Annotated in this window: 21 protein-coding genes; 10 read left to right on the plus strand and 11 right to left on the minus strand. The window is 73.9% G+C overall.

From position 1 onward, the window contains the following. Positions 1–21: 21 nt before the first annotated feature. The 3 genes from AB0398_RS25085 to AB0398_RS25095 form a co-directional block, all read right to left on the minus strand. The gene (locus AB0398_RS25085; RefSeq protein ID WP_366377870.1) at positions 22–852 is read right to left on the minus strand and encodes a LuxR C-terminal-related transcriptional regulator; all 831 of its coding nucleotides are present in this window, start codon (positions 850–852) and stop codon (positions 22–24) included. 385 nt (positions 853–1,237) lie between these two features. Next, positions 1,238–1,690 carry an SRPBCC family protein gene (locus AB0398_RS25090; RefSeq protein WP_366377871.1) on the minus strand — a complete coding sequence of 151 codons (453 nt, stop codon included), beginning with the start codon at positions 1,688–1,690 and terminating at the stop codon, positions 1,238–1,240. Positions 1,691–1,786: 96 nt separating this feature from the next. Next, the gene (locus AB0398_RS25095; protein ID WP_366377872.1) at positions 1,787–2,374 is read right to left on the minus strand and encodes a lytic transglycosylase domain-containing protein; all 588 of its coding nucleotides are present in this window, start codon (positions 2,372–2,374) and stop codon (positions 1,787–1,789) included. A gap of 223 nt (positions 2,375–2,597) precedes the next feature. Between AB0398_RS25095 and AB0398_RS25100 the strand changes: the two genes are divergently transcribed. Then, entirely contained in the window at positions 2,598–3,140 is a 543-nt protein-coding gene (locus AB0398_RS25100; protein WP_366377873.1) for a TspO/MBR family protein, read from the plus strand. Between the two features lie 36 nt (positions 3,141–3,176). On the opposite strand, the gene AB0398_RS25105 is transcribed toward AB0398_RS25100, so the two are convergent. After that, positions 3,177–4,010 (minus strand): methyltransferase domain-containing protein, encoded by an 834-nt coding sequence (locus AB0398_RS25105; RefSeq protein WP_366377874.1) that lies wholly within the window; start codon positions 4,008–4,010, stop codon positions 3,177–3,179. Between the two features lie 254 nt (positions 4,011–4,264). Here AB0398_RS25105 and AB0398_RS25110 point away from each other — a divergent pair, with 254 nt between their 5' ends. Continuing rightward, positions 4,265–4,489, plus strand: a complete 225-nt coding sequence (locus tag AB0398_RS25110) for an EF-hand domain-containing protein (RefSeq protein WP_366377875.1) — start codon at positions 4,265–4,267, stop codon at positions 4,487–4,489. 60 nt (positions 4,490–4,549) lie between these two features. Here the strand turns inward: AB0398_RS25110 and AB0398_RS25115 are convergent, their stop codons facing one another. After that, positions 4,550–4,858, minus strand: a complete 309-nt coding sequence (locus AB0398_RS25115; RefSeq protein ID WP_366377876.1) for a hypothetical protein — start codon at positions 4,856–4,858, stop codon at positions 4,550–4,552. 125 nt (positions 4,859–4,983) lie between these two features. Continuing rightward, positions 4,984–5,277 carry a hypothetical protein gene (locus AB0398_RS25120; RefSeq protein WP_366377877.1) on the minus strand — a complete coding sequence of 98 codons (294 nt, stop codon included), beginning with the start codon at positions 5,275–5,277 and terminating at the stop codon, positions 4,984–4,986. A 164-nt stretch (positions 5,278–5,441) separates the two neighbouring features. On the opposite strand from AB0398_RS25120, the gene AB0398_RS25125 reads away from it, so the two are divergent. The 3 genes from AB0398_RS25125 (at position 5,442) to AB0398_RS25135 (ending at position 8,354) form a co-directional block, all read left to right on the plus strand. Further along, on the plus strand, positions 5,442–5,753 hold the full coding sequence (locus tag AB0398_RS25125; protein ID WP_366377878.1) for a hypothetical protein: 312 nt from the start codon (positions 5,442–5,444) through the stop codon (positions 5,751–5,753). Positions 5,754–5,865: 112 nt separating this feature from the next. After that, positions 5,866–6,906 (plus strand): vWA domain-containing protein, encoded by a 1,041-nt coding sequence (locus AB0398_RS25130; protein WP_366377879.1) that lies wholly within the window; start codon positions 5,866–5,868, stop codon positions 6,904–6,906. Positions 6,907–7,166: 260 nt separating this feature from the next. Next, positions 7,167–8,354 carry a phospholipase D-like domain-containing protein gene (locus AB0398_RS25135; RefSeq protein WP_366377880.1) on the plus strand — a complete coding sequence of 396 codons (1,188 nt, stop codon included), beginning with the start codon at positions 7,167–7,169 and terminating at the stop codon, positions 8,352–8,354. Positions 8,355–8,416: 62 nt separating this feature from the next. Here AB0398_RS25135 and AB0398_RS25140 read toward each other — a convergent pair whose 3' ends face one another. From AB0398_RS25140 to AB0398_RS25150, 3 genes are all read right to left on the minus strand, one after another. Further along, entirely contained in the window at positions 8,417–8,974 is a 558-nt protein-coding gene (locus AB0398_RS25140; protein WP_366377881.1) for an ATP-binding protein, read from the minus strand. 202 nt (positions 8,975–9,176) lie between these two features. Continuing rightward, positions 9,177–10,172 (minus strand): polyphosphate kinase 2, encoded by a 996-nt coding sequence (gene ppk2 / locus AB0398_RS25145; protein ID WP_366377882.1) that lies wholly within the window; start codon positions 10,170–10,172, stop codon positions 9,177–9,179. A 92-nt stretch (positions 10,173–10,264) separates the two neighbouring features. Continuing rightward, complete coding sequence (locus AB0398_RS25150) at positions 10,265–11,119, minus strand: DMT family transporter (RefSeq protein WP_366377883.1); 855 nt, start codon at positions 11,117–11,119, stop codon at positions 10,265–10,267. A gap of 166 nt (positions 11,120–11,285) precedes the next feature. Here AB0398_RS25150 and AB0398_RS25155 point away from each other — a divergent pair, with 166 nt between their 5' ends. From AB0398_RS25155 to AB0398_RS25175, 5 genes are all read left to right on the plus strand, one after another. Next, positions 11,286–12,449, plus strand: a complete 1,164-nt coding sequence (locus AB0398_RS25155; protein WP_366377884.1) for an AI-2E family transporter — start codon at positions 11,286–11,288, stop codon at positions 12,447–12,449. Between the two features lie 250 nt (positions 12,450–12,699). Continuing rightward, complete coding sequence (locus AB0398_RS25160; RefSeq protein ID WP_366377885.1) at positions 12,700–13,392, plus strand: D-Ala-D-Ala carboxypeptidase family metallohydrolase; 693 nt, start codon at positions 12,700–12,702, stop codon at positions 13,390–13,392. A gap of 116 nt (positions 13,393–13,508) precedes the next feature. After that, positions 13,509–15,323: a phosphatase PAP2 family protein gene (locus AB0398_RS25165; RefSeq protein ID WP_366377886.1), complete on the plus strand. Its 1,815-nt coding sequence runs from the start codon at positions 13,509–13,511 to the stop codon at positions 15,321–15,323. Continuing rightward, positions 15,289–16,266 (plus strand): YihY/virulence factor BrkB family protein, encoded by a 978-nt coding sequence (locus AB0398_RS25170; protein WP_366377887.1) that lies wholly within the window; start codon positions 15,289–15,291, stop codon positions 16,264–16,266. The genes AB0398_RS25165 and AB0398_RS25170 overlap by 35 nt, the downstream gene beginning before the upstream one ends. 44 nt (positions 16,267–16,310) lie before the next feature. Next, positions 16,311–17,117 (plus strand): phosphatase PAP2 family protein, encoded by an 807-nt coding sequence (locus AB0398_RS25175; RefSeq protein WP_366377888.1) that lies wholly within the window; start codon positions 16,311–16,313, stop codon positions 17,115–17,117. Positions 17,118–17,546: 429 nt separating this feature from the next. On the opposite strand, the gene AB0398_RS25180 is transcribed toward AB0398_RS25175, so the two are convergent. Then, entirely contained in the window at positions 17,547–17,720 is a 174-nt protein-coding gene (locus tag AB0398_RS25180; RefSeq protein WP_366377889.1) for a hypothetical protein, read from the minus strand. Positions 17,721–17,820: 100 nt separating this feature from the next. Further along, positions 17,821–18,927, minus strand: a complete 1,107-nt coding sequence (locus AB0398_RS25185; RefSeq protein WP_366377890.1) for a DUF1152 domain-containing protein — start codon at positions 18,925–18,927, stop codon at positions 17,821–17,823. Between the last annotated feature and the right edge of the window lie 98 nt (positions 18,928–19,025).

Here is a 19,025-nt window from a genome sequence, read left to right on the forward strand (position 1 = left end):
GCGCCAAGTCCCGGACCCGGGTCACGCCTTGGCGCTGGGCGGAATCCCGCTTCCGGAAGGTGCGGCGGCACCGTCGGGCGCGGTGAGCAGACCGGCGCCCTGGGCGCGGAGCACCGCGCTGAGCCGGTCCGCGGCTCCCAGCTTCCGGTAGAGCGCGTGCAGGTGCTTGTGCACGGTGCGCGGCGAGATGCCCAGGCGGCGCGCCATGGCGTCGGCCGGCAGTCCGGTGGCGAGCAGGTGCAGGACGTTCAGCTCACGGGGCGTCAGCGGCGCCTCCAGGGCCCGGTTGGCACGCTGCCTCGGGTCGCCGTCCGACGTCTCCCGCAACGCGTTCAGGAGGGTCCGGTGGTTCGTCGCCGCCCTGAGCAGCGGCTGCACCCGCGCGGCGTACCGCAGGTCGTACGGGGAGAAGTCCCTCCCCGGGCGGTGCACCACGAACCCGCTGACGTACGGGCCGGCGCCGGGGAACGGTATGCCGAGCATGTGCCGCGTCCCGAAGGCCCGGTGCAGGGCGTCGGCCGTCGCGCTGTCCCGCCAGACCCGTGCTCCGGTGACGCGCGCGGCGCTCTGCGGGGTCATGTCCCCGCCGAGCCCGTAGTGGCCGGCGAAGGGATAGCCCTCCCGGATGTGGCGCCGGACCGACTCGTCGTCGTGGTCCTCGGGGCCCGGCAGGGGCGACCAGAGCGCGATGTCGCCCCGATCACGAGTCCAGGGCTCCTCCTTGACCACGACAAGCGCCGCGTCTAGCGCCGTGAGCAGCTCCTCGGCGAGCAGGTGCCAGACGTGCTCCGGGTCTTCGGCGCTCATCACCTCGACCGCCAGATCCAGCATCCGCGCATGCCGTTCCCGCATGACCGCTTCCCCCGAAACCCCTGGTGGACCGTGGCGTCCCACGGTAACCGGCCGCCGTCCATACGCAGTTGTGCCCATGGCCCGGCCGTCCGGTCCACGTCATGATCGGACATCGGCGCACTCGCCGCCACCGCTCCGGAGCGGCTCGAAGCACCCGGGAGCGGCTCGGGGGCGCGACGCGCCGCGTCAGCGTGCTGAACGGGGTGGAGCACGGTGAGCAGGGGTCGACGGCCCGCTCGTGTACCCGCTCCGCCGGACGGTACGCGGGCGGCCGCGCCGGGCACCACCACACCGACCGCCGCCGGTGCCCGGTGGAGGTGTCCCCCACCGGTCGGCGTCCCGGCCCGCGGGCCGGGACGCCGCAAGGCCGTCGGATCCCGCCCCGTCAGACCTCGCCGCGCCAGCCGCCGAGGCCGGCCCCGGAGCGGGACTCGATGAACTCCTTGAACCGCTTCAGGTCGCCGGCGACCTGACGCCGGACGAAGCCCAGCTTGTCCCCGACGGTCTCGGCCACTCCCTCGGGGTCGTGGTCGAGCTGCAGCATGATCTTGGTGGTGTTGTCGTCGATGTAGTGGAACGTCACGACCCCCGCCTGCCGGACCTCACCGCCCACGGTGGTCCAGGCGACGCGCTCGTCGGGGATCTGCTCGGTGATCTTCGCGTCGAACTCCCGCTCCACCCCGTCGATCCTGGTGACCCAGTGGGTGAGGGTGTCGGTGCGCTGCTCGATCCGCTCGACCCCCTCCATGAACGCGGGGAAGTCCTCGAACAGCGTCCACTGGTTGTACGCGGCGGTCACGGGGACGCCGACCTCGATGGACTCTTCGACCTTCGACAAGATGTCCTCCTCTTCCGCCGGATCCCGACGTGGCCGCCGGGGCGGCGGCGGGTCCGGTACGTGGTGTCCGCTTCCGTCTGCCACCCGTGCGGCGGTTCATGCCTCCGGGGCGGTCCGCGTGTGCGGGCGGACGCCGTGCTCCGCCAGGATCTCGGCGGCCCTGCTCTCGTGGGCACGGAAACGGCGCAGGTACGAGCGGGCCATGGGGCCGGGCGGGACGCCCCGGGCGAAGGCCCGCATGTTGCGTCCGCCCGTGTTGTAGCCGAGGGCGAGCAGTTCGTCGCGCGTGTAGCGGCGCACGTGGCGCTCCGGGAGGCTCCGGTCGAGGTCCTTCAGGTGCAGGGCCGCGGCGCGGACGGCGAAGGCCGGGTCGTCGCGCAGGTCCTGCCACCGCTCCGACAGGCCGTGCTCCCGGCGGACCCGCTCGAACGTCGCGCGGTGCATGTTGCCCAGCCCGAAGGAGGCACCGGGCTTCCACCACTGCCACAGCCGCTCCAGCAGGGGGTGGTGCGGCTTGTACGCCTCGTTGTGGAGCACGGTCATCACGAGCAGCGGGGAGACACCGGCCTCCTCCGCGCCGCTCAGTACGCACGAGGTGTAGTCGCCCGGATCGTAACCGCCGGGCCTCAGGGGCGGCGTCCGGACGCCGTCGCGGCCCCCGGGCCGGATCCGTCGTGCCGACATTGGTGCAGGCTTCCCGACCGTACTCATGCGCTCTCTCATCCGTTCCGCGGTTCCGCTGTTCCCGACCGCGCCCGGGAAGTCGGGCGCGCGCCGTCACGAGGTCCGCGTGCCCGTGCGGTCCGGCCTCAATCCGTTACGTCGCGGAGAGATCCGGAACTCCTGCGGGAACGGTCCTCCGCGCCGTCCGGACCGGCTCCCCGGCGACCGGCGGGCGGAGGGAGGGGTGGAGAGCGGATTCGCGGGCACTCGCACCGGTGTGAGGATCATCGGTGAGAGGACCGCGCCCGCCGCGGGCGTACGGAGGACCTACGCGGCCACCGCCGCGGCCGTGGTCACGACCGCCGTGGCCGGAGCCCGCGCGGTGGACGCGGACAGCCCGTGGTACAGGTCGCTCGACAAACCGCCCTGGCAGCCGCCCTCCTGGGCCTTCGGCGCCGTCTGGACCCCCTTGTACGCGTCGCTCGCCTGGGCCGGCGGGCGGGGGCTGACCAGGGCGCGGGGCGCGCGGCGCACCGCCCTGGCCGCCAGCCTAGGGGCCGATCTGGTGCTGAACGCCGCCTGGAACCACCTGTTCTTCCGCCGGCGCAGCCCGTGGGCGGGCGTGGCCGGCACCGTGCTGCTGGACGTCTGCAACGTCGAGCTCCTGCGGAGGACGGCCGCCGTGGACCGCCGGGCCGCCGGGGCACTCGTCCCGTACGCCGCCTGGTGCCTGTTCGCCACCGCCCTGAACCTGTCCCTGGCGCGGCGCAACCCCGCCCGGCGGTAACCCCGCCGGAGGGGGCGCCGGAGACCGGGGGCCGTGTCAGCGCGGTGTCTCCGCGGGTCGCCTTCCCCAGGCGGTGAGCATGCCGGCCGAAAGGGCGGCGCACTCGTCGGAGTCCAGGTACCGGACCGCCGCGTCGACGGCCTCGTCGTCGACCAGGCCGGTGGCGGTCATGGCCGCCCTGCTCCGTTCCCAGGTGTCGGCCCAGAAGCGGCTGAGGGGGCTGCCGGGCAGTAGCGGCGGCACGTGGATCTCGGCCGCGACGTCCTCCAGCCCCGCCCTCCGCAACAGGTGCGGGTAGGACGGCACCCAGGAGACGTCGGTGCCGATGGTGGCCCGCAGGCCCCGCCACATCGCCCGCATGGCCGTGGTGTACGGCGTGGCGGGCGTCCGGTCGCTCGTCAGGTCCACCGCGTCGCCGAGCACCAGTACTCCCCCGGGTTCGAGCAGCTCGGCCAGCGCCGTGAGCAGGCGGTCGTGGTCGGGCAGGTGCATCAGGACGAAGCGCGCGTGGACGAGTCGGAACCGGCCGGGGGCGAAGTCGGGGGCGGTGACGTCGGCCTCCAGGACGTCGAGTCCGGGCGTGGGGCGTTCGGCGAGGAAGCGCACGTCGCGGTCCACGGCGAGCACGCTCGCCACTCCCGCCTCCTCCAGCAGGCGGCGGGCGACCGTGCCCGTGCCGGCGCCCACGTCGAGGCAGTGCCACCCCGGTCCCGCTCCCAGTGCCCGCAGCCGGCGCACGGTGATGTCGTCGTAGGCGAGCGCGCCATGGTCGATGCGCGCGTCCTCGCCGGTCCGGTCGGGACGGAAGACGGCTTCGCCGTAACGGCCGCCGTCGGATTCCGGCCGGTCGGGCCGGTCGGTCCGGTCCATGCCGGGTCCTCCTCACGCGCCGGAAGAACGCCGGCCGGTACGTCACGGGCCGACGCCCCGCCATCCTCCACCGACGGAGGCGCGCCCGGCCGAGGCGCGCCGTGCCGGACCGCTCCGGTCCACTGGACGGCCCGGCACGGCGCGGGCCCCGTCCGGCCCCGCGCCCCGTCGACGGGGCCGTTTGCGGGCCGGGAGAGCGGGCAAGCGGAGGGTCCGTCCGCGGCGGAGGTCCGGGACGGTGAGGGGGTGTCCACATGGTCGAGGCGAATGCGCCGGAGGAGACCAGGGCGGTGTTCGGCGAGTTCGACACCGACGACGACTGGTTGCTCGACGTCCACGAGTTCGGTGGCGCCGTGGAACGGGTGACGGGGCGGAAGTTCGACCCCGAGGCGCTGCGGCGCCTTTTCCGCGGGGCGGACGTCGACGGCGACGGGCTGGTCTCGCTTCCCGAGTTCGAGGGGTCCCTGAAGGCACTGTGAAACGGCCGGGGCGCGGGACGGGTCCACACGTCCCGCGCCCCGGCGTCGAACGGGCGGAGGTCAGAGGTCGCTGTCGATGCCGGTGACCGTCGGTGGCCCCAGGGGGGCGTCGTCCTCCGCGATACCCGCCTTCCTCAACGCGTCCGAGACGAGTTTCGCGGCGTCCAGTTCGGCCTCGTACCGGTCGGCGGCCTCGACTTCGAGGCGGACCGAGAACATGCCGCCCTCGTTCAGGGTCAGCAGGTTCAGGCCTTCGCTCTCGCTCACGTCGGTGTGCTGCGGGGACAGCTCCCTTTCGAGGGCCGAACGCGCGGAGTCGGTGATGCCCGAGGTGAACGTGCCGGGAACGGTGATGACGAAGGTGGTCATGGTGGCTCCTCGCGGGGATGCGGCTGTGGGTGCCGTACCGCTTTCCCCATTCTCCGTGATGAATCCGTCTCGGACGATTTCCGGCCTCCGGTGGCGTACCGGAGAACCGGTTCCGCGGACCGGCCTCAGGCGTTCGCGTGCCGGGGGGAGGCCGTCCGCCGGGGTGCGGCGTGGTGCGCCGGGCCGCGTCCGGTGGCGGCCCGGAGGCTGCGCAGCCACAGGGAGGCCGTGCACAGCAGCCCGGCGAAGAGCGCCAGAAGGCCCACGGAGACCCACATCTGCCGGGTTCCGGGATGCGTCCACGCCGTCCATGCCACCGCGACGGTCCACAACAGGACGGCCACCGCGTAGAAACCGCGGATCCGGCGCAGCTGACGCGCGGCCCGCAGGGAAGTGAGGTGATCTGTCTTCGCTGCCATGCCGGCCCGTGTACCCCGAGCCGTGCGATTCACCGGCGGTCCGCAGGGTGATTCCCGGAGCGCGGTCCGGGGCGGGGAGCGGAACCGTCCGATCTCCCGCAGAATGACCGGGAGGACGCCCGGAGCGCGGCCCGGGAGGCGGGGGTCGAAGGGAGCCGGTGCCGATGCCGTCGAAGTCGCGGCCGGAGCGCACACCCGACGGGCGTCACATCGTCGTCGGCGGCCGGCGGTGGCGCGCCACCGATCCGGACGTCCCCCCGGAGCCGGCCGCGAGGCTGCGCGCCCATCTGATGGCGGCCCGCCGTGCCGTGGCCGCGGCGCGGCGGAAGGACGACGCGGAGGCCGAACGCGCCGCGCGGGCGCGGGTGCACACGGCGAAGGTGGCCCTCGGGGAGCGCGGGGAGCCGTGGTGGGAGCAGGGCCCGGCGGAACGGAAGGCCCGCTGGAGCAGAGGGTTGGAGGCCCTCGACGGATGACGCGGGGCCCGTTCGCCGGCGGGAGCGGGACGGGTGCGGAGCCGAGGTCGATTGTCAGTGGCGGGTGGGAGGGTTGGAGCATCCAGTCAGGAACGAACGCGGGGGAACCGTCATGTCCGGAAACCAGAACTACATCAACCACGTCGCTCTCGTCCTGGACGCCAGTTCGTCCATGTCGCACCTGAGCGGCAAGGTCGTCGAGGTCGCCGACCGGCAGATCGCCTACCTGGCCCGCCGGTCGAAGGAGCTGGACCAGGAGACCCGGGTCACGGTGTACGTCTTCGCGGACACGGTGGAGTGCGTCGTCTACGACAAGGACGTGCTGCGGATGCCGTCGCTGAAGCAGCTGTACCGGGTCGGCGGGATGACGTCCCTGCTGGCCGCCGCGCTGAAGTCGCAGGGGGAGCTGGCGCAGACGGCCCAGCTGTACGGCGACCACAGCTTCCTGACGTTCGTGCTGACCGACGGTCAGGAGAACGCGAGCCACCGCTGCCCGGGTGCCCCGTCCAAGGATCCGCGCGAGCTGGTGGGGGCCGTGGCCGGGATGATCGGGACGCAGCAGGACAACTGGACTCTGGCCGTCCTCGTGCCGGACCAGATCGGCAGGCGCGAGGCGATGCAGTGCGGCTTCCCGAAGGAGAACGTCGCCGTCTGGGACGCCACCAGCACGCAGGGCCTGGAGGAGGCCGGGCAAGTCATCCAGGAGGCCACCGAGAAGTTCATGGTGGGCAGGACGAAGGGCATCCGGGGGTCGCGGGCGGTGTTCTCCACGGGCGCGGAGGCGGTCAACAAGGACACCGTCGAGGCGGCCGGCCTCACCCCCGCGGACCCGTCGACGTACCACCTCGTGCCCGTGGCGCACGACACGGCGATCCGGGACCGGGTCGTCGAGTCCGGTCACGCCTACCGCACCGGCTGCGCCTTCTACCAGCTGAGCAAGTCGGAGAAGGTGCAGGCGCGGAAGCGGATAGCGGTGCTGGAGAAGAAGACGGACCGGGTGTACACGGGGCCCGAGGCCCGGGCGCTGCTCGGCCTGCCGGACGTGGAGGTGCGGGTCAAGCCGGACCACAACGACGACTTCACCATCTTCGTGCAGAGCACCAGCGTGAACCGCAAGCTCGTGGCGAACACGCGGCTCCTGGTGATGGTCTGACGCAGGGGGCGGAGAAGCGTCCGCGGCGACGCCGGACCGGCAGGTGAGATCCCGGTCGCACGGCTGTCTACGGTCCCGGCGACCGGGCATGCGGACAGCATGGAAACGAAAGCCGGTTCGAATGGAAAGGCCGGAGGGCAGGGTGTCACGGGACGGTCGCGGAGCCCGTCCGCCGCTGTCGACGGTACGGCCCGCCCCGCCCCTCCGCCGGGCGCGGCACTGTCACCACTGGCTTCTCGAACCATTCGAAGAGGACTCGCATGACTCTCGTGGAACAGCACCACAGACCCGCCGCGGACCGTGTGCGGCGGCTGCGCCGACGGCTGGAGCGGTTGATCGGCGTCGCCGCCACCGAAGGGAACGAGCTCCTGGCGCTGCGCAACGGCGACCAGATCTTTCCCGCCATGCTCGACGCCATCAGGTCGGCCGAGCACACCATCGACATGATGACCTTCGTCTACTGGCGCGGTCAGATCGCCCGGGACTTCGCCGTCGCGCTGGCCGAGCGCGCCGCCGCCGGCGTGCGGGTGCGCCTGCTCCTGGACGGCTTCGGCGCCATGCGGATCGAACAGGACCTCCTCGACCGGATGGGCGAGGCCGGGGTGCGGGTCGCCTGGTTCCGCAAGCCGTTGTGGCTGTCGCCGCTCAAGCAGAACCACCGCTGTCACCGCAAGGCGCTGATCGTCGACGAGCACACGGCGTTCACGGGCGGCGTGGGCATCGCCGAGGAGTGGTGCGGCGACGCCCGGAACGCCCGCGAGTGGCGCGACACGCACGTCCGGGTGCGCGGTCCGGCGGTGGACGGCATCGCCGCGGCCTTCTCGCAGAACTGGGCCGAGTGCCACGACGAGCTGTACGACGACCGGGACCGGTTCACCGGGCACGAGCAGTCCGGGGACTGCGTCGTGCAGGTGATCCGCGGCTCGGCGAGCATCGGCTGGCAGGACATGCAGACCCTGATCAGGGTGATGCTCACGAGCGCCGAGGAGCGCTTCCGGCTGGCCACCGCCTACTTCGCCCCGGACACCTATTTCGTGGACCTGCTGTGCGCGACCGCGCGCCGCGGCGTCACCGTGGAGATCCTGCTGCCCGGACCCCACACCGATCAGCGGGCCTGCCGGCTGGCGGGGCAGTACCACTACGAACGCCTGCTGGAGGCGGGGGTGACCATCCACCAGTTCCAGCCGACGATGATGCACGCCAAGATCATGACGGTCGACGGCGTGGCCTCGCTGATCGGCTCGACCAACTTCAACCGGCGTTCCATGAGCCACGACGAGGAGGTGATGCTGGCCGTCCTCGACGAGGACTTCACCGCCGGTCTGGACCGGGACTTCGAGGACGACCTGCGCCGCAGCGCCCCGGTCGATCCGACCCGCTGGCGGCGGCGTGCCGTCCCCCAGCGGATGCGGGAGGCGGCCGTGCTGCCCATCCGCCGGTTCCTCTGACGCACCGTCCGCACCGTCTTCCCGCCCGCGCCGGGTCAGTACCGGCGCGGGCGGGACCAGGATCAGCGCCGTGCTTCGTCGAGGCCCGCGGAGCCGGCGTGGAATCCGTCGTGCTCCGCACGGGCCGAAGCCGGGACGACGGTCCCGCCCCAGTGGTCGGCGTCGCGGTCCGGCGCTAGCGGGAAGTGCGCGACGATCCGCTTCCCCTCGCCGTGCGGGGCGACCACGACCCTGTCGCTGACCGTGTGGACCATGCGCAGCCCGTGGCCGCCGACCCGGGTCGGATCGGCCTCTTTCGCCACCGGCGCGTCCCGGGAGGTGTCCCACACCGTGATCGTGAGTTCGTCGCCGGACAGGCACAGGATCAGACCGCAGGGGCCCGGTGCGTGCAGGGCCGCGTTGGTGACGAGTTCGCTGACGGCGAGCTCCGCGTCCAGGGCGAGGGGGGCGGGTACGGCCGCGCGCCCGGACCGCGAGGCCCGGGCGAGGAGGGCGCGCAGGGCGTGACGGGCTTCGGCCGCGTGGACCGCCCCGTCCTCCCAGGCGGCTTCGTGGCGCAGCACGGTGCGCTCGTCCGTTTCCGGCTCACCTGCCTTCTGCTTCCCGGGCGGGATGACCATATGAGGATCTTTCGTCGCGTCTGTCGCTCTTCGGTACGTGCGTACTCCCGCGCCTACCCCGGTGCCGATCGCACACACCGTGGTCCGCTCCGAGTGCCGCCGAACAGGGTACGCGGTCGCATACGGACCTCGCAGGCGCACCAGGCGGACGCGGCCCCGCGACGCGGGGCCGCGCGCTCGCGGCCGGGGGCAGGTGCCCCGGTCAGCGGGCCGGGGGGTGCTCTCCCGGGCCCTGCCGGGCGGGGGCCAGGGGGGTGGGAGAGAGGACGGTCGTCTCCTCTCCCGGTTCCAGGAGGGTGTCCGCCGCTCCGACGATGAGCGGGTCGGGCGTGCCGACCGCCTCCTCGTCCTTGTTCGCGTAGTCGATGCGGGACAGGAGGCTGCGCATGGCTTCGAGGCGGCCCCGCCGCTTGTCGTTGTTCTTGACCACGGTCCAGGGCGCGTGCTCGGTGTCCGTCGCCCGGAACATGGCGACCTTCGCGGTGGTGTAGTCGTCCCAGCGGTCGAGGGAGGCGAGGTCCGTGGGCGAGAGCTTCCACTGCCGGACCGGGTCCACCTGGCGGATGGCGAAGCGGGTGCGCTGCTCGGCCCGGGAGACGGAGAACCAGAACTTCACGAGGTGGGTGCCGTCCTCGACCAGCATGCGTTCGAACAGCGGGCACTGGTGGAGGAACATCTCGTACTCCTCCTCGGTGCAGAAGCGCATCACCCGCTCGACGCCGGCCCGGTTGTACCAGGAGCGGTCGAAGAAGACGATCTCGCCCGGGCCCGGGAGGTGGGCCACGTAGCGCTGGAAGTACCACTGTCCGGCTTCGCGCTCGGTCGGCTTGTCGAGGGCGACGATCCGGGCGCCGCGCGGGTTGAGCCGTTCGGTGAAACGCTGGATGGTGCCGCCCTTCCCCGCGGCGTCCCGCCCCTCGCACAGCACCGTGATCCGTGCACCGGTCTCCTTGGCCCAGCGCTGCAGCTTGAGCATCTCGATCTGCAGGATCCGCTTCTGCCGCTCGTACGCGGCGCGGCGCACCTTGCGGTCGTACGGGTAGTTCTCCCGCCACGTGCGGATGGGCTCGCCCCCCGCGCCGAGCAGCAGCGGCTGCTCGGGCCTGCTGGTGTCCACGCTGAGTCCTTCGAGCAGGTCCGGCGCGACCTCCCGGTCCTCCCGGTCGCCCCCGCCGCCCGTACCGTCCACGCCGCTCATCGCGTACTCCGCTCCTTCGACAGGTCTGACAAGTCCTTCGGAACCGGTGTGTACCCGGTGGTTCCGATCTCACCGGTCCCACGGCCGCCGGGTCAGGAGGTGCTGACCCCGCTGCGGGCCAGGGCGAACACCCCGACGACGATCAGCGCGACGCCGGCCAGCTGGGGCAGCAGCCACCAGCCCGTACGGATGTGCTCCTCGTACAGCAGGACGCCCAGGGCCAGGCTCACCGTGGCGTCGCCGAGGGTCAGGGCGGGCTGGGAGGCCACGAGCGGGCCGCCCTGCATGGCGTGTTCGAGCAGCAGGAGGGCCGCGATCCCCGCCCCGCAGAAGGCGTAGGTCTGCCAGGCCGTCAGGAAGGCGCCGATGCCGCCCTCGTCGAGGATGTGCATCGACGTCTTCATGAGGGCGGCGGTGAGCGCGTAGCAGATCGCGGTGGCGGCCCCGAGGCAGCCCGCCCTGGCCCGGCCGGGCGGTCGGCGCAGCCCGGTGGCGGTGAGCGCCACCACGGCGACGGCGCAGGCCACCAGGACCGGCACCCAGTGCTCCAGCGGGACACGGGTGCGATTGCCGGCCGGCGAGGCGGCGACAAGGGCCGTCCCGAGTCCGGCCACGACCGCCGCGACGGCCGCCCAGAGGCGGGCGGGCAGCCGTTCGCGCGCCACCAGGGAGGCGATGAGGAGGGCGAGGGGCAGTTCGAGGACGAACAGGGGCTGGACGAGGGCCAGCGGTCCGGTCGCCAGGGCCGCCGCCTGTCCGACGCCGGCGGCGATGACGGCGAGGATGCCCGCCAGCCAGAGCGGGCGGCGCAGCAGGTCGAGGATCAGTCCGGGGCGGAAGGAGTCGGACTGCGGGACGGTGAGCGCGGCGCGCCGCTGGAGCACCGTGGCCAGCGCGTTGCTGAACGCGGCGAAGAGGGAGAAGAGGACCGGCAGGACGACGCCCATGCACCGATCCTGACCGGGCGGCGGCCGTACGGGCGCGGCGACACCGGCCGGGCGCCCGTACGGGGGAACGGACCGGGGGCCCGGTCGGGCCAATGGCGGCTCCTGGTCGGGCGAATGTGGGGCCCGCCGGGGTGCCCGGCGCCGCCGCGGTGGTACGTCGTCGGTCATGCAGCCAGGCCCTCCACCGCAGGTGGCCCCGTTCCTCCGCACGGCCGCCGCGTACGCGTGGCGGCTGCTCGTCGTGGGCACCCTCGTCTACGCCCTGTTCGCCCTGCTCGGGCGGTTCCACGAGATCGGGGTGGCGGTGTTCCTGGGTCTGGTCGTCACCGCGCTGCTGCGGCCGGTCGCGGACGTCGTCGCCCGGGGGCTGCCCCGGTCGGCGGCGGTCGCCCTCACCCTGCTGGGCGGCATCGCGCTGGTCCTGGGGGTGCTCACCCTGGTCGGCGAGGCCGTGGCCGACCAGCGGACGACGCTGGTGAGGGAGTTCCGGGACGGCGTCGGACGGATCGAGCGCTGGTTGGAGCGGCCGCCGTTCCGGCTGGATCCCGGGGCGCTGTCGGACCTGCAGGAGAGGATCGGGCAGTTCCTCTCCAGCCACCGTTCGACGCTGGTCAGCGACGCGGTGAGCGGGGCGCACCACGTGGTGGCGGTGCTGACCACGCTGGCGCTCGCGCTGTTCTCCTCGGTGTTCTTCCTCCACTCGGGCGACCGCCAGTGGGCGTGGTTCCGGGAGCAGTTGCCGGCGTCCCTGCGGGGGCGGGCGGAGATCGGGGGGCGGGCGGCGTGGCGCACGTTCACCGGCTACACCCACGGGATCGTGCTCGTGGCCGCGACGAACGCGGTGCTCGTGGGCATCGCGCTGTGGCTGCTCGGGGTGCCGCTCGCGGTCCCGCTGGCGCTCCTGGAGTTCGTGGCCGCGTTCGTCCCGCTGATCGGTTCGCCGGTCGCCCTCGCGGTCGCCGCGGTCGTCGCCCTGGCGGCGAAGGGCCCGTTCGTCGCGGCGGTCGTGATCGGCCTGATCGTGGTGATCGGCCAGATCGAGGGGCACCTGCTGCATCCGCTGGTGATGAGCTGGGCCGTACGGCTGCACCCGCTGGTGGTGGCGGTCTCGGTCGTCGCGGGCTCGATCGCGGCCGGCATCGTGGGCGCGGTGGTGGCGGTGCCGCTGGTGTCGGTGGTGTGGTCGGTGATCACGGCACTGCGGGAGGCCCGCGCGGCGGAACGGCTCACGGGCGGGGGCGGTCCGGCTCCGGGGCCCGGCCCCTCTTCCGGGAGCGAGAGCGGGACCGGGCTCGGAGCGGGCGCCGGGAGTGAGGCCGGCACCGGGTGACGACGGAGGACCGGCCGCGTGAAGCGGAGGTGTCGTTCCGCTGCCGTCACCGGTCCGACAAATGGCGGCGGGCTCGGCGGGTTGACGCGCGTCGACCGGACCGCCACTCTCTGAGTGCCCGCGCCGTGGATCACGTCCTCGGCGCGCCTGGACCGCGTTCGCATCCGATTCGTGAGGCATTGGAGGCCCGATGGCCGACCGCACCGCACGTTCCCTCCCTCTCCGCCTGCTCCTCTCCGTTGTCATGCTCATGTCTGCATCCTTGGCCGGAGTGGTGGCCACCGCGGGCACCGCGCAGGCCGACGGCTGCTACACCTGGTCGCGCACCCTCTCCCAGGGGGCGTCCGGCGCCGACGTCACGGCGCTCCAGATCCGCGTGGCCGGCTACCCCGGCTACGGCGCGGTGCTCGGCATCGACGGCTCCTACGGGCCGGCGACCACCGCCGCCGTCAAGCGTTTCCAGGCCGCCTACGGCCTGGCCGCCGACGGCGTCGCTGGCCCCGCGACGTTCAGCAGGATCTACGCGCTCCAGGACGACGACTGCACCCCCGTCCACTTCTCCTACGCGGAGCTGAACAACTGCAACAGCACCTGGGCCGGGGGCGCGGTGAGCGCGGCCACCGCCAAGTCCAACGCCCTGCGCACCATGTGGAAGCTGGAGGCCCTGCGGCACGCCCTCGGCGACCAGTCCATCCGCGTCACCAGCGGCTTCCGGAGCCAGGCCTGCAACAGCGCCGTCGGCGGGGCCTCCTCCAGCCGCCATCTGTACGGTGACGCGGCCGACCTCGGCGCCGGACCCCACTCGCTGTGCCGGCTCGCCCAGCAGGCCCGCAACCACGGCTTCAACGGCATCCTCGGACCGGGCTACCCGGGCCACGGCGACCACGCCCACGTCGACCACCGGCCCAGTCGCTTCTGGTCCGCCTCCGGTTGCGGCATCTGATCCGCGAACGGCCCGCGTTCCCCCGGGAGCGCGGGCCACGGCGTCCGTGAACGCCCCGCCGGGAGCGGCCACGACGGCCCGCGCATGTCCCGCCCCCGGCGGGTAACACGGCGGCAATGACGAACGCACACGACGTGGGGGGCAGACCGGGCCGCGCGCTCCTGCTGCTGCCCGTGCAGGCGGCCCTGGTCGCCGTCCTGGGACTGCTGGTCACCGGACCCCTGGCCGAACACCTGCCGCTGTCTGCGGAGGACGGCGTCAACCGCGCCCTGGCCGTCCACCGCACCCCTTCCGCGACCTGGCTCACCGACTGGCTGTCCCTGGTGGCCGACACGCAGACCGTGATCGGTCTGACGCTGCTCTGCGTGCTGGGGCTGCTCCTCCTGCCCCGGGTGCCCCGGTGGTGGGAGGCGGGGTTCCTGGCCGTGTCCGTGGCCGCGCAGTCCGCGATCTTCCTGCTCGTCACCATCGTCGTGGAGCGCGACCGTCCCGACGTGCCCCACCTGGACGGGGCGCCGCCGACGTCCAGCTTCCCCTCCGGTCACGTCGGGGCCTCCGTGGCGCTCTACGGGGGGCTCGCCGTGCTCGCGGCCCGGCACCTGCGGGGCCTGTGGCGGAACCTCGTGGTGGGGCTCCTCCTGCTGGTCCCGCTGGCCGTGGCGTTCTCCCGGCTGTACCGGGGCATGCACCACCCCTCCGACGTGGTGGCGGGGATCCTGAACGGCGCCTGCACGCTGCTGCTCGTGGGGTCCGCGCTGCTGTCGAACGCCCGGAAGGACGAGACGGCCCCGGAGCCGGCCGTTCTCGGCGCGCGGCGGGCCGTCGTGGTGCGCCACCCGCACGCGTGCGGCGACGAGACCACCGCCCGCGTGCGGGCCGTACTGCACCGCCACGGGTACACGGAGCAGCGGTGGACCGACACGACGCCCGAGGACCCCTCGGGCGCTTTGGCCGCCCATGTGGCCGGGAGGAACGCGGGGCCGGCCGATCCGGTCGCTCCGGCCGATCCGGTCGGTCCGACAGACCCCGTCGATCCCGTCACTCCCGTCCCTTCGGTCGATCTCGTCGTCGTCTGCGGCGGGGACGGGACCGTGCGCGCCTGCGCCGACGTGGTGGCCGGGACCGGGGTTCCGCTCGCGATCGTGCCCTGCGGCACCGGGAACCTCCTCGCCCGCAACCTGGAGCTGCCGACCGAACCGGTGGCCGCCCTGCGGGAGTCCCTGTCCGGGCGGGCCGTCGGACTCGACGTGGGCCGGATACGGGGCGACGGGCTGGCCCCGACGCGGTTCGCGGTCATGGCGGGCGCCGGGTTCGACGCCGCCATGGTCCGGGACGCCTCGCCGCGGCTCAAGGAGCGCCTGGGCTGGGCCGCGTACGTGCTCTCGGCCGCACGGCACCTGCGGGACCCCCGGATGCGGCTGTCGATCCGGCTCGACGGGGGCGTCCCGCTGGAGCGGCGGGCCCGCATGGTCGTCATCGGCAACGTCGGCGCCCTCCAGGGCGGGCTGCCGCTGCTGCCGGAGGCCCGGCCCGACAGCGGCCGCCTGGAGGTCGTGCTGCTCGACCCGCGCGGGGTGACCGGCTGGCTCGCCGCCGCCGGGTACCTCGTCTCCCGCGTGCCGGGCGGACGGGCCCCGCACGCCTCCGGCGCGCGGGAGCGGACCGCCGCGCACGGCGCGCTGGAGTACTTCGGCGCGGAACGCGTCGACCTCCGCTTCGCCCGTCCCCAGCCGCGCGAGCTCGACGGCGACGTCCTCCCGTCGGGCACCCGGCTGACGGCGGAGGTCGAGCCGGGGGCGCTGCGGGTGTACCTGCCCGCGCCGGTACGGATCGGCGCGCCGGCCGGGAGCGGGAAGGCCGAGCAGGGCGGGAAGGACGGGACGGAGGTGGAGGAGCATGGGCACCGCGACGCGCGTACCGCAGCTCGGTGAGGTCAGGGCCGTGGAGGCCGAGCTGCGCCTCCAGGGCGAGACCCTCTCCGGGGAGGACGCCTGGGCCACGCTCCGCCGCTACGGGGGCTGGGCGCTCGTGCGGGACTCCTTCGTGCGGTTCCGCTACGCCGACGGGTTCAGCCACTCCCGGGCCCTCGCCCTGCAGACCGTCCTGGCGATCCTCCCCTTCGCCATCGCGGTCATAGGACTGTCGGGCGTGCTGCACACCGAGGAGGTCGGGCGGATCGCCGAGCTGCTGATACGCCGGATCAGCGGCCCCAGCCAGGACGTCGTGGACGACGCCCTGCAGGCGAGTCGGCGGCACGCCGGGAACGGCGGCGCGCTGGCCCTCTGGTTCGGCCTGCTGTTCTCGATCTCCAACGTCACCACCGGCATGTGCCAGGTGGAGCGCGGCGCCAACCGCATCTACGGCGTCGAGCGCGACCGGCCGTTCCTCCACAAGTACGTCCGCGGGCTCCTGATGTCGGTACTGGCCGGACTGCCCCTCGGGCTGAGCTTCTGCGTCACCGTCCTGGGCTCCGACCTGAGTCACGCCCTGATCGAGGTGTACGACCTGGCCCCGGGCACCCGCCTCGCGTGGGACCTGCTGCGCTGGCCCATCGGGATCCTGCTGGCCGTCCTGGCGACCAGCGTCGTCTTCCGCCGCTCGCCCCGGCGCCCCCAGCCGGGCCACACCTGGCTGGCCTTCGGCGCCACCGTCCATCTGCTGCTGTGGCTGGGCGCGACCTGGGGCCTGAGCCTGTACGTCGGCTCCGGCGGCTCCTTCACCACCGTGTACGGCCCGCTGAGCGCGTTCGTCGCGCTGCTCCTGTGGTCGTACCTCACGTCGCTCTCCCTCTTCCTGGGCCTGTCCTTCGCCGCCCAGCTGGAGGCCGTACGGGCGGGGGTCGACGCCCCAGTCAGCGAGGACCCCGGGGTCTGATAAGGCTCCCCCGCCCGCGTACCACGAAAGGAACCGTACCGACCATGACAGAGCCTTCCCCCCGGCCCCGGAGGCGTCGCCTCGGGCGGTTCGTGACGAAACACGGCGGGCCCGACGCGCGGTTCGGCGCGCGGCTGGTGGTGGGCACGGCCCTCACCGCCCTGGCGGCCGTCCCGTTCTCCCTCGCGCTGGTCCTGGTGGAGTCGCACTGGACTCCGCTGCACCGGCTCGACCAGGGCGTGGCCGAGCGGCTGCACCGTTCCGCGCTCGACCATCCCGGCTGGGTGCGGGTGCTCGACTTCCTCACGCACGTCGCGTGGGGGCCCGCGACCATGCGGATCCTGGTGGCCGCGGTGGTGGTGTGGCTCCTGTGGCGGCGGGCCCACCGGCTGGCCGCCTGGGCGGCCGTCACGGCGATCGGCGGCGGCCTCGTGGGCCTGCTGGTGAAGAACGTGGTCGAGCGCGCCCGGCCGCACCTGCCGGATCCCGTCTCCCACGCGCCCGGGTTCTCCTTCCCCTCCGGGCACTCCATGACGGCCGTGACCTCCTGCGCCGTGCTGCTGCTCGTCCTGCTGCCGCTGGTCCCGCGCGCGTGGCGGCCGGTGCCGTGGGTCCTGGCCGCGGTGGCGGTGCTCGGCGTGGGCTACACACGTATCGCGCTCGGCGTGCACTGGGTGAGCGACGTGGTCGGGGGCTGGCTGCTCGGCGTCGCGGTGGTCACGGCGACCACGCTCGCCTTCGAGGCGTGGCGGGGCGACGTCGGCCGCCTCCGCACCACGCCGGCCGAGGGCCTGGAGCCCGAGATCACGACGGAGAACCCGGAACCGGCGGGCCGGCCCGGGCCCCGATGAGACCGGCCGGTCCGGGGCGGGCCGGTCCGGGGCGCCGTCGGCGACGGGTTACGCGTCGCCCCCCGGCCCGCTCGCCCGGTCGTTCCCGCCCGCGCGGCGCCGGGCGTCCTCCTGCGCGCCGTCCGGCCGTTCGGGCCGGCAGGAGGAGCGCGAGAGCGCCCGAGGCGTCGACGACGCCGCACCGCTCCGACCAGGTCCGGGCCGCTCCGCCGGACGACCCGACAGGAGGTGCGCATGGGCGGGCCGTTCGGGGGCAGACGGAGTCGGGAGCGCATGGGACCGCTCTCGCCGGCGGGTCCGCGGCATCCCCCGTTCCGCGGACCCGCCGCTCAGGTCGTACGGCCCGCACCGGGCAGGGTGCGGGCCGTACGCTGTTTCCCCGTGGGGCGTTCTCGCGCGGTCCGGCCGCACACCGCGCCGCCGGACCGTTCAGCCGTCGTCCCGGTCCCGCTTCGGGGTCCGCCTCCCCCGCGTCACGGCGAGCACCCCTCCCACGACGGCGATCACCGCGAGGGCCAGGGCGATGCTCACCCGGCCGTCGGTGTCCCGGTAGACGTCCTCCAGGCTGATCAGCAGCGCCGCCTCGTCGACGACCAGGGCCATGCCGACGCCGTGCCGCTTTTCCGCTTCTGCCGATCGTGTGTCCGCCGCGGGTCGACCGGACCCCGTGGCGGACACGCGATCGGCACTCGTGGCCGGAGGCTCACGTTCCCCGGACGTCCGCCAGGCGCCACAGAGGGGGTACGCGGCGCGGCGGCGCCTCCGTCCTCAGGTTCCGGTAGAGGTCGTCGGCCTCCAGCGGGGTGAGGGCGAGTTCTTCGGTGATCCTGCGGGTGGTGACGTAGTCGAGGCCCTCGGCGAGCCGGGACCGTTCCCACCGCCCGAACCGGGCGAGGAGGGTCCCGGGATCCGCGGGCGGGCGCGGGCGCGGCACGGCCGGCGCGGTCGCGGCACGACGCCGTTCGCGTGCGATCTCGGAGAAGCCGCACACCTCGTACGACGCCTCCTCGGCGGCCTCCAGGCCGGAGCAGCGGTCGAGCGCCCCCGCCAGCGGGTTGAGCCGGAGCGCCTCCGCGCAGGTGAGCCGGTGCACCTGGCGCGCCGAGTCGTCGAGGACCAGGGGGCGGGGGGCGTCGCGGGTACCGCAGACGCCGCGCACGCCCCGGGCCGCCGCGACGAGCACGGCGCCGGCCTCCGACGGGTGCCAGTCGAAGACGGCCAGCACGCCGTCGGTGTCCTCGGGCGCGAGGGTGAGGGCCGGTTCGCCCACGCGGGGCATCAGGACGGGCAGGGGCACTTCGTTGTCCAGGCCGGGCCCCGCGACGTACACGTTCGTGGGGATGCCCGTGGCGGCGCAGGCCGCCAGGGCCAGCGCGTCGCCGAGGGGGCTGCGCAGGGTCGGTTCGTCCCCCCGCGCCACGATGTCCCCGCCCACGTCCACGAGGTCGATCCGGTCGGTTCCGCACCAGCGGGCCGCCGCGTCGATCTGGCGGGCGAGGCCGAGCGTGCCCCCGTAGGGGTCGAGCAGTCCCAGGGCGGGTCGCAGGTCCGCGGCCAGACGGGGAAGCAGCGAGCCGGCCGGGGCCTTCGGCGCGGTCTGCGGGGTGACGAGGTGCAGACCCGGCGCGGGCGTGAGGACACCGGTGAAGTCCGCGGCGCCGCGCGGTCCGGGAACGGGGTCGACGACCAGCCTCTCCCAGGCGTAGGTGAGCACCAGCGCGGGGGCGTCGGGACCGTACAGCGCCGCGTGCACCATGGCCGCCGTGATGGCGTCACCGCCACCGCCCGCGGCGATGAGAAGTCGCTTCATGGCGGACACCCAACTCCACGGCCCGTCTCCCCCGCCACCCGGACCGGACGGTTCCGCCCCCTCGACCGCCGCACAAACAGGGGCATTGGGAAGGAAAG

The organism is Streptomyces sp. NPDC086147 (assembly GCF_040702165.1).
In the GTDB taxonomy this organism is placed as follows: domain Bacteria; phylum Actinomycetota; class Actinomycetes; order Streptomycetales; family Streptomycetaceae; genus Streptomyces.

Coding starts and splice junctions, on each gene's coding strand:
- AB0398_RS25135 (WP_366377880.1), top strand. CDS start 7,167: ATGACTCTCGTGGAACAGCACCACAGACCCGCCGCGGACCGTGTGCGG.
- AB0398_RS25150 (WP_366377883.1), bottom strand. CDS start 11,119: ATGGGCGTCGTCCTGCCGGTCCTCTTCTCCCTCTTCGCCGCGTTCAGC.
- AB0398_RS25140 (WP_366377881.1), bottom strand. CDS start 8,974: ATGGTCATCCCGCCCGGGAAGCAGAAGGCAGGTGAGCCGGAAACGGAC.
- AB0398_RS25185 (WP_366377890.1), bottom strand. CDS start 18,927: ATGAAGCGACTTCTCATCGCCGCGGGCGGTGGCGGTGACGCCATCACG.
- AB0398_RS25155 (WP_366377884.1), top strand. CDS start 11,286: ATGCAGCCAGGCCCTCCACCGCAGGTGGCCCCGTTCCTCCGCACGGCC.
- AB0398_RS25165 (WP_366377886.1), top strand. CDS start 13,509: ATGACGAACGCACACGACGTGGGGGGCAGACCGGGCCGCGCGCTCCTG.
- AB0398_RS25170 (WP_366377887.1), top strand. CDS start 15,289: ATGGGCACCGCGACGCGCGTACCGCAGCTCGGTGAGGTCAGGGCCGTG.
- AB0398_RS25130 (WP_366377879.1), top strand. CDS start 5,866: ATGTCCGGAAACCAGAACTACATCAACCACGTCGCTCTCGTCCTGGAC.
- AB0398_RS25125 (WP_366377878.1), top strand. CDS start 5,442: ATGCCGTCGAAGTCGCGGCCGGAGCGCACACCCGACGGGCGTCACATC.
- AB0398_RS25105 (WP_366377874.1), bottom strand. CDS start 4,010: ATGGACCGGACCGACCGGCCCGACCGGCCGGAATCCGACGGCGGCCGT.
- AB0398_RS25160 (WP_366377885.1), top strand. CDS start 12,700: ATGTCTGCATCCTTGGCCGGAGTGGTGGCCACCGCGGGCACCGCGCAG.
- AB0398_RS25110 (WP_366377875.1), top strand. CDS start 4,265: ATGGTCGAGGCGAATGCGCCGGAGGAGACCAGGGCGGTGTTCGGCGAG.
- AB0398_RS25085 (WP_366377870.1), bottom strand. CDS start 852: ATGCGGGAACGGCATGCGCGGATGCTGGATCTGGCGGTCGAGGTGATG.
- ppk2 (WP_366377882.1), bottom strand. CDS start 10,172: ATGAGCGGCGTGGACGGTACGGGCGGCGGGGGCGACCGGGAGGACCGG.
- AB0398_RS25095 (WP_366377872.1), bottom strand. CDS start 2,374: ATGTCGGCACGACGGATCCGGCCCGGGGGCCGCGACGGCGTCCGGACG.
- AB0398_RS25180 (WP_366377889.1), bottom strand. CDS start 17,720: ATGGCCCTGGTCGTCGACGAGGCGGCGCTGCTGATCAGCCTGGAGGAC.
- AB0398_RS25175 (WP_366377888.1), top strand. CDS start 16,311: ATGACAGAGCCTTCCCCCCGGCCCCGGAGGCGTCGCCTCGGGCGGTTC.
- AB0398_RS25120 (WP_366377877.1), bottom strand. CDS start 5,277: ATGGCAGCGAAGACAGATCACCTCACTTCCCTGCGGGCCGCGCGTCAG.
- AB0398_RS25115 (WP_366377876.1), bottom strand. CDS start 4,858: ATGACCACCTTCGTCATCACCGTTCCCGGCACGTTCACCTCGGGCATC.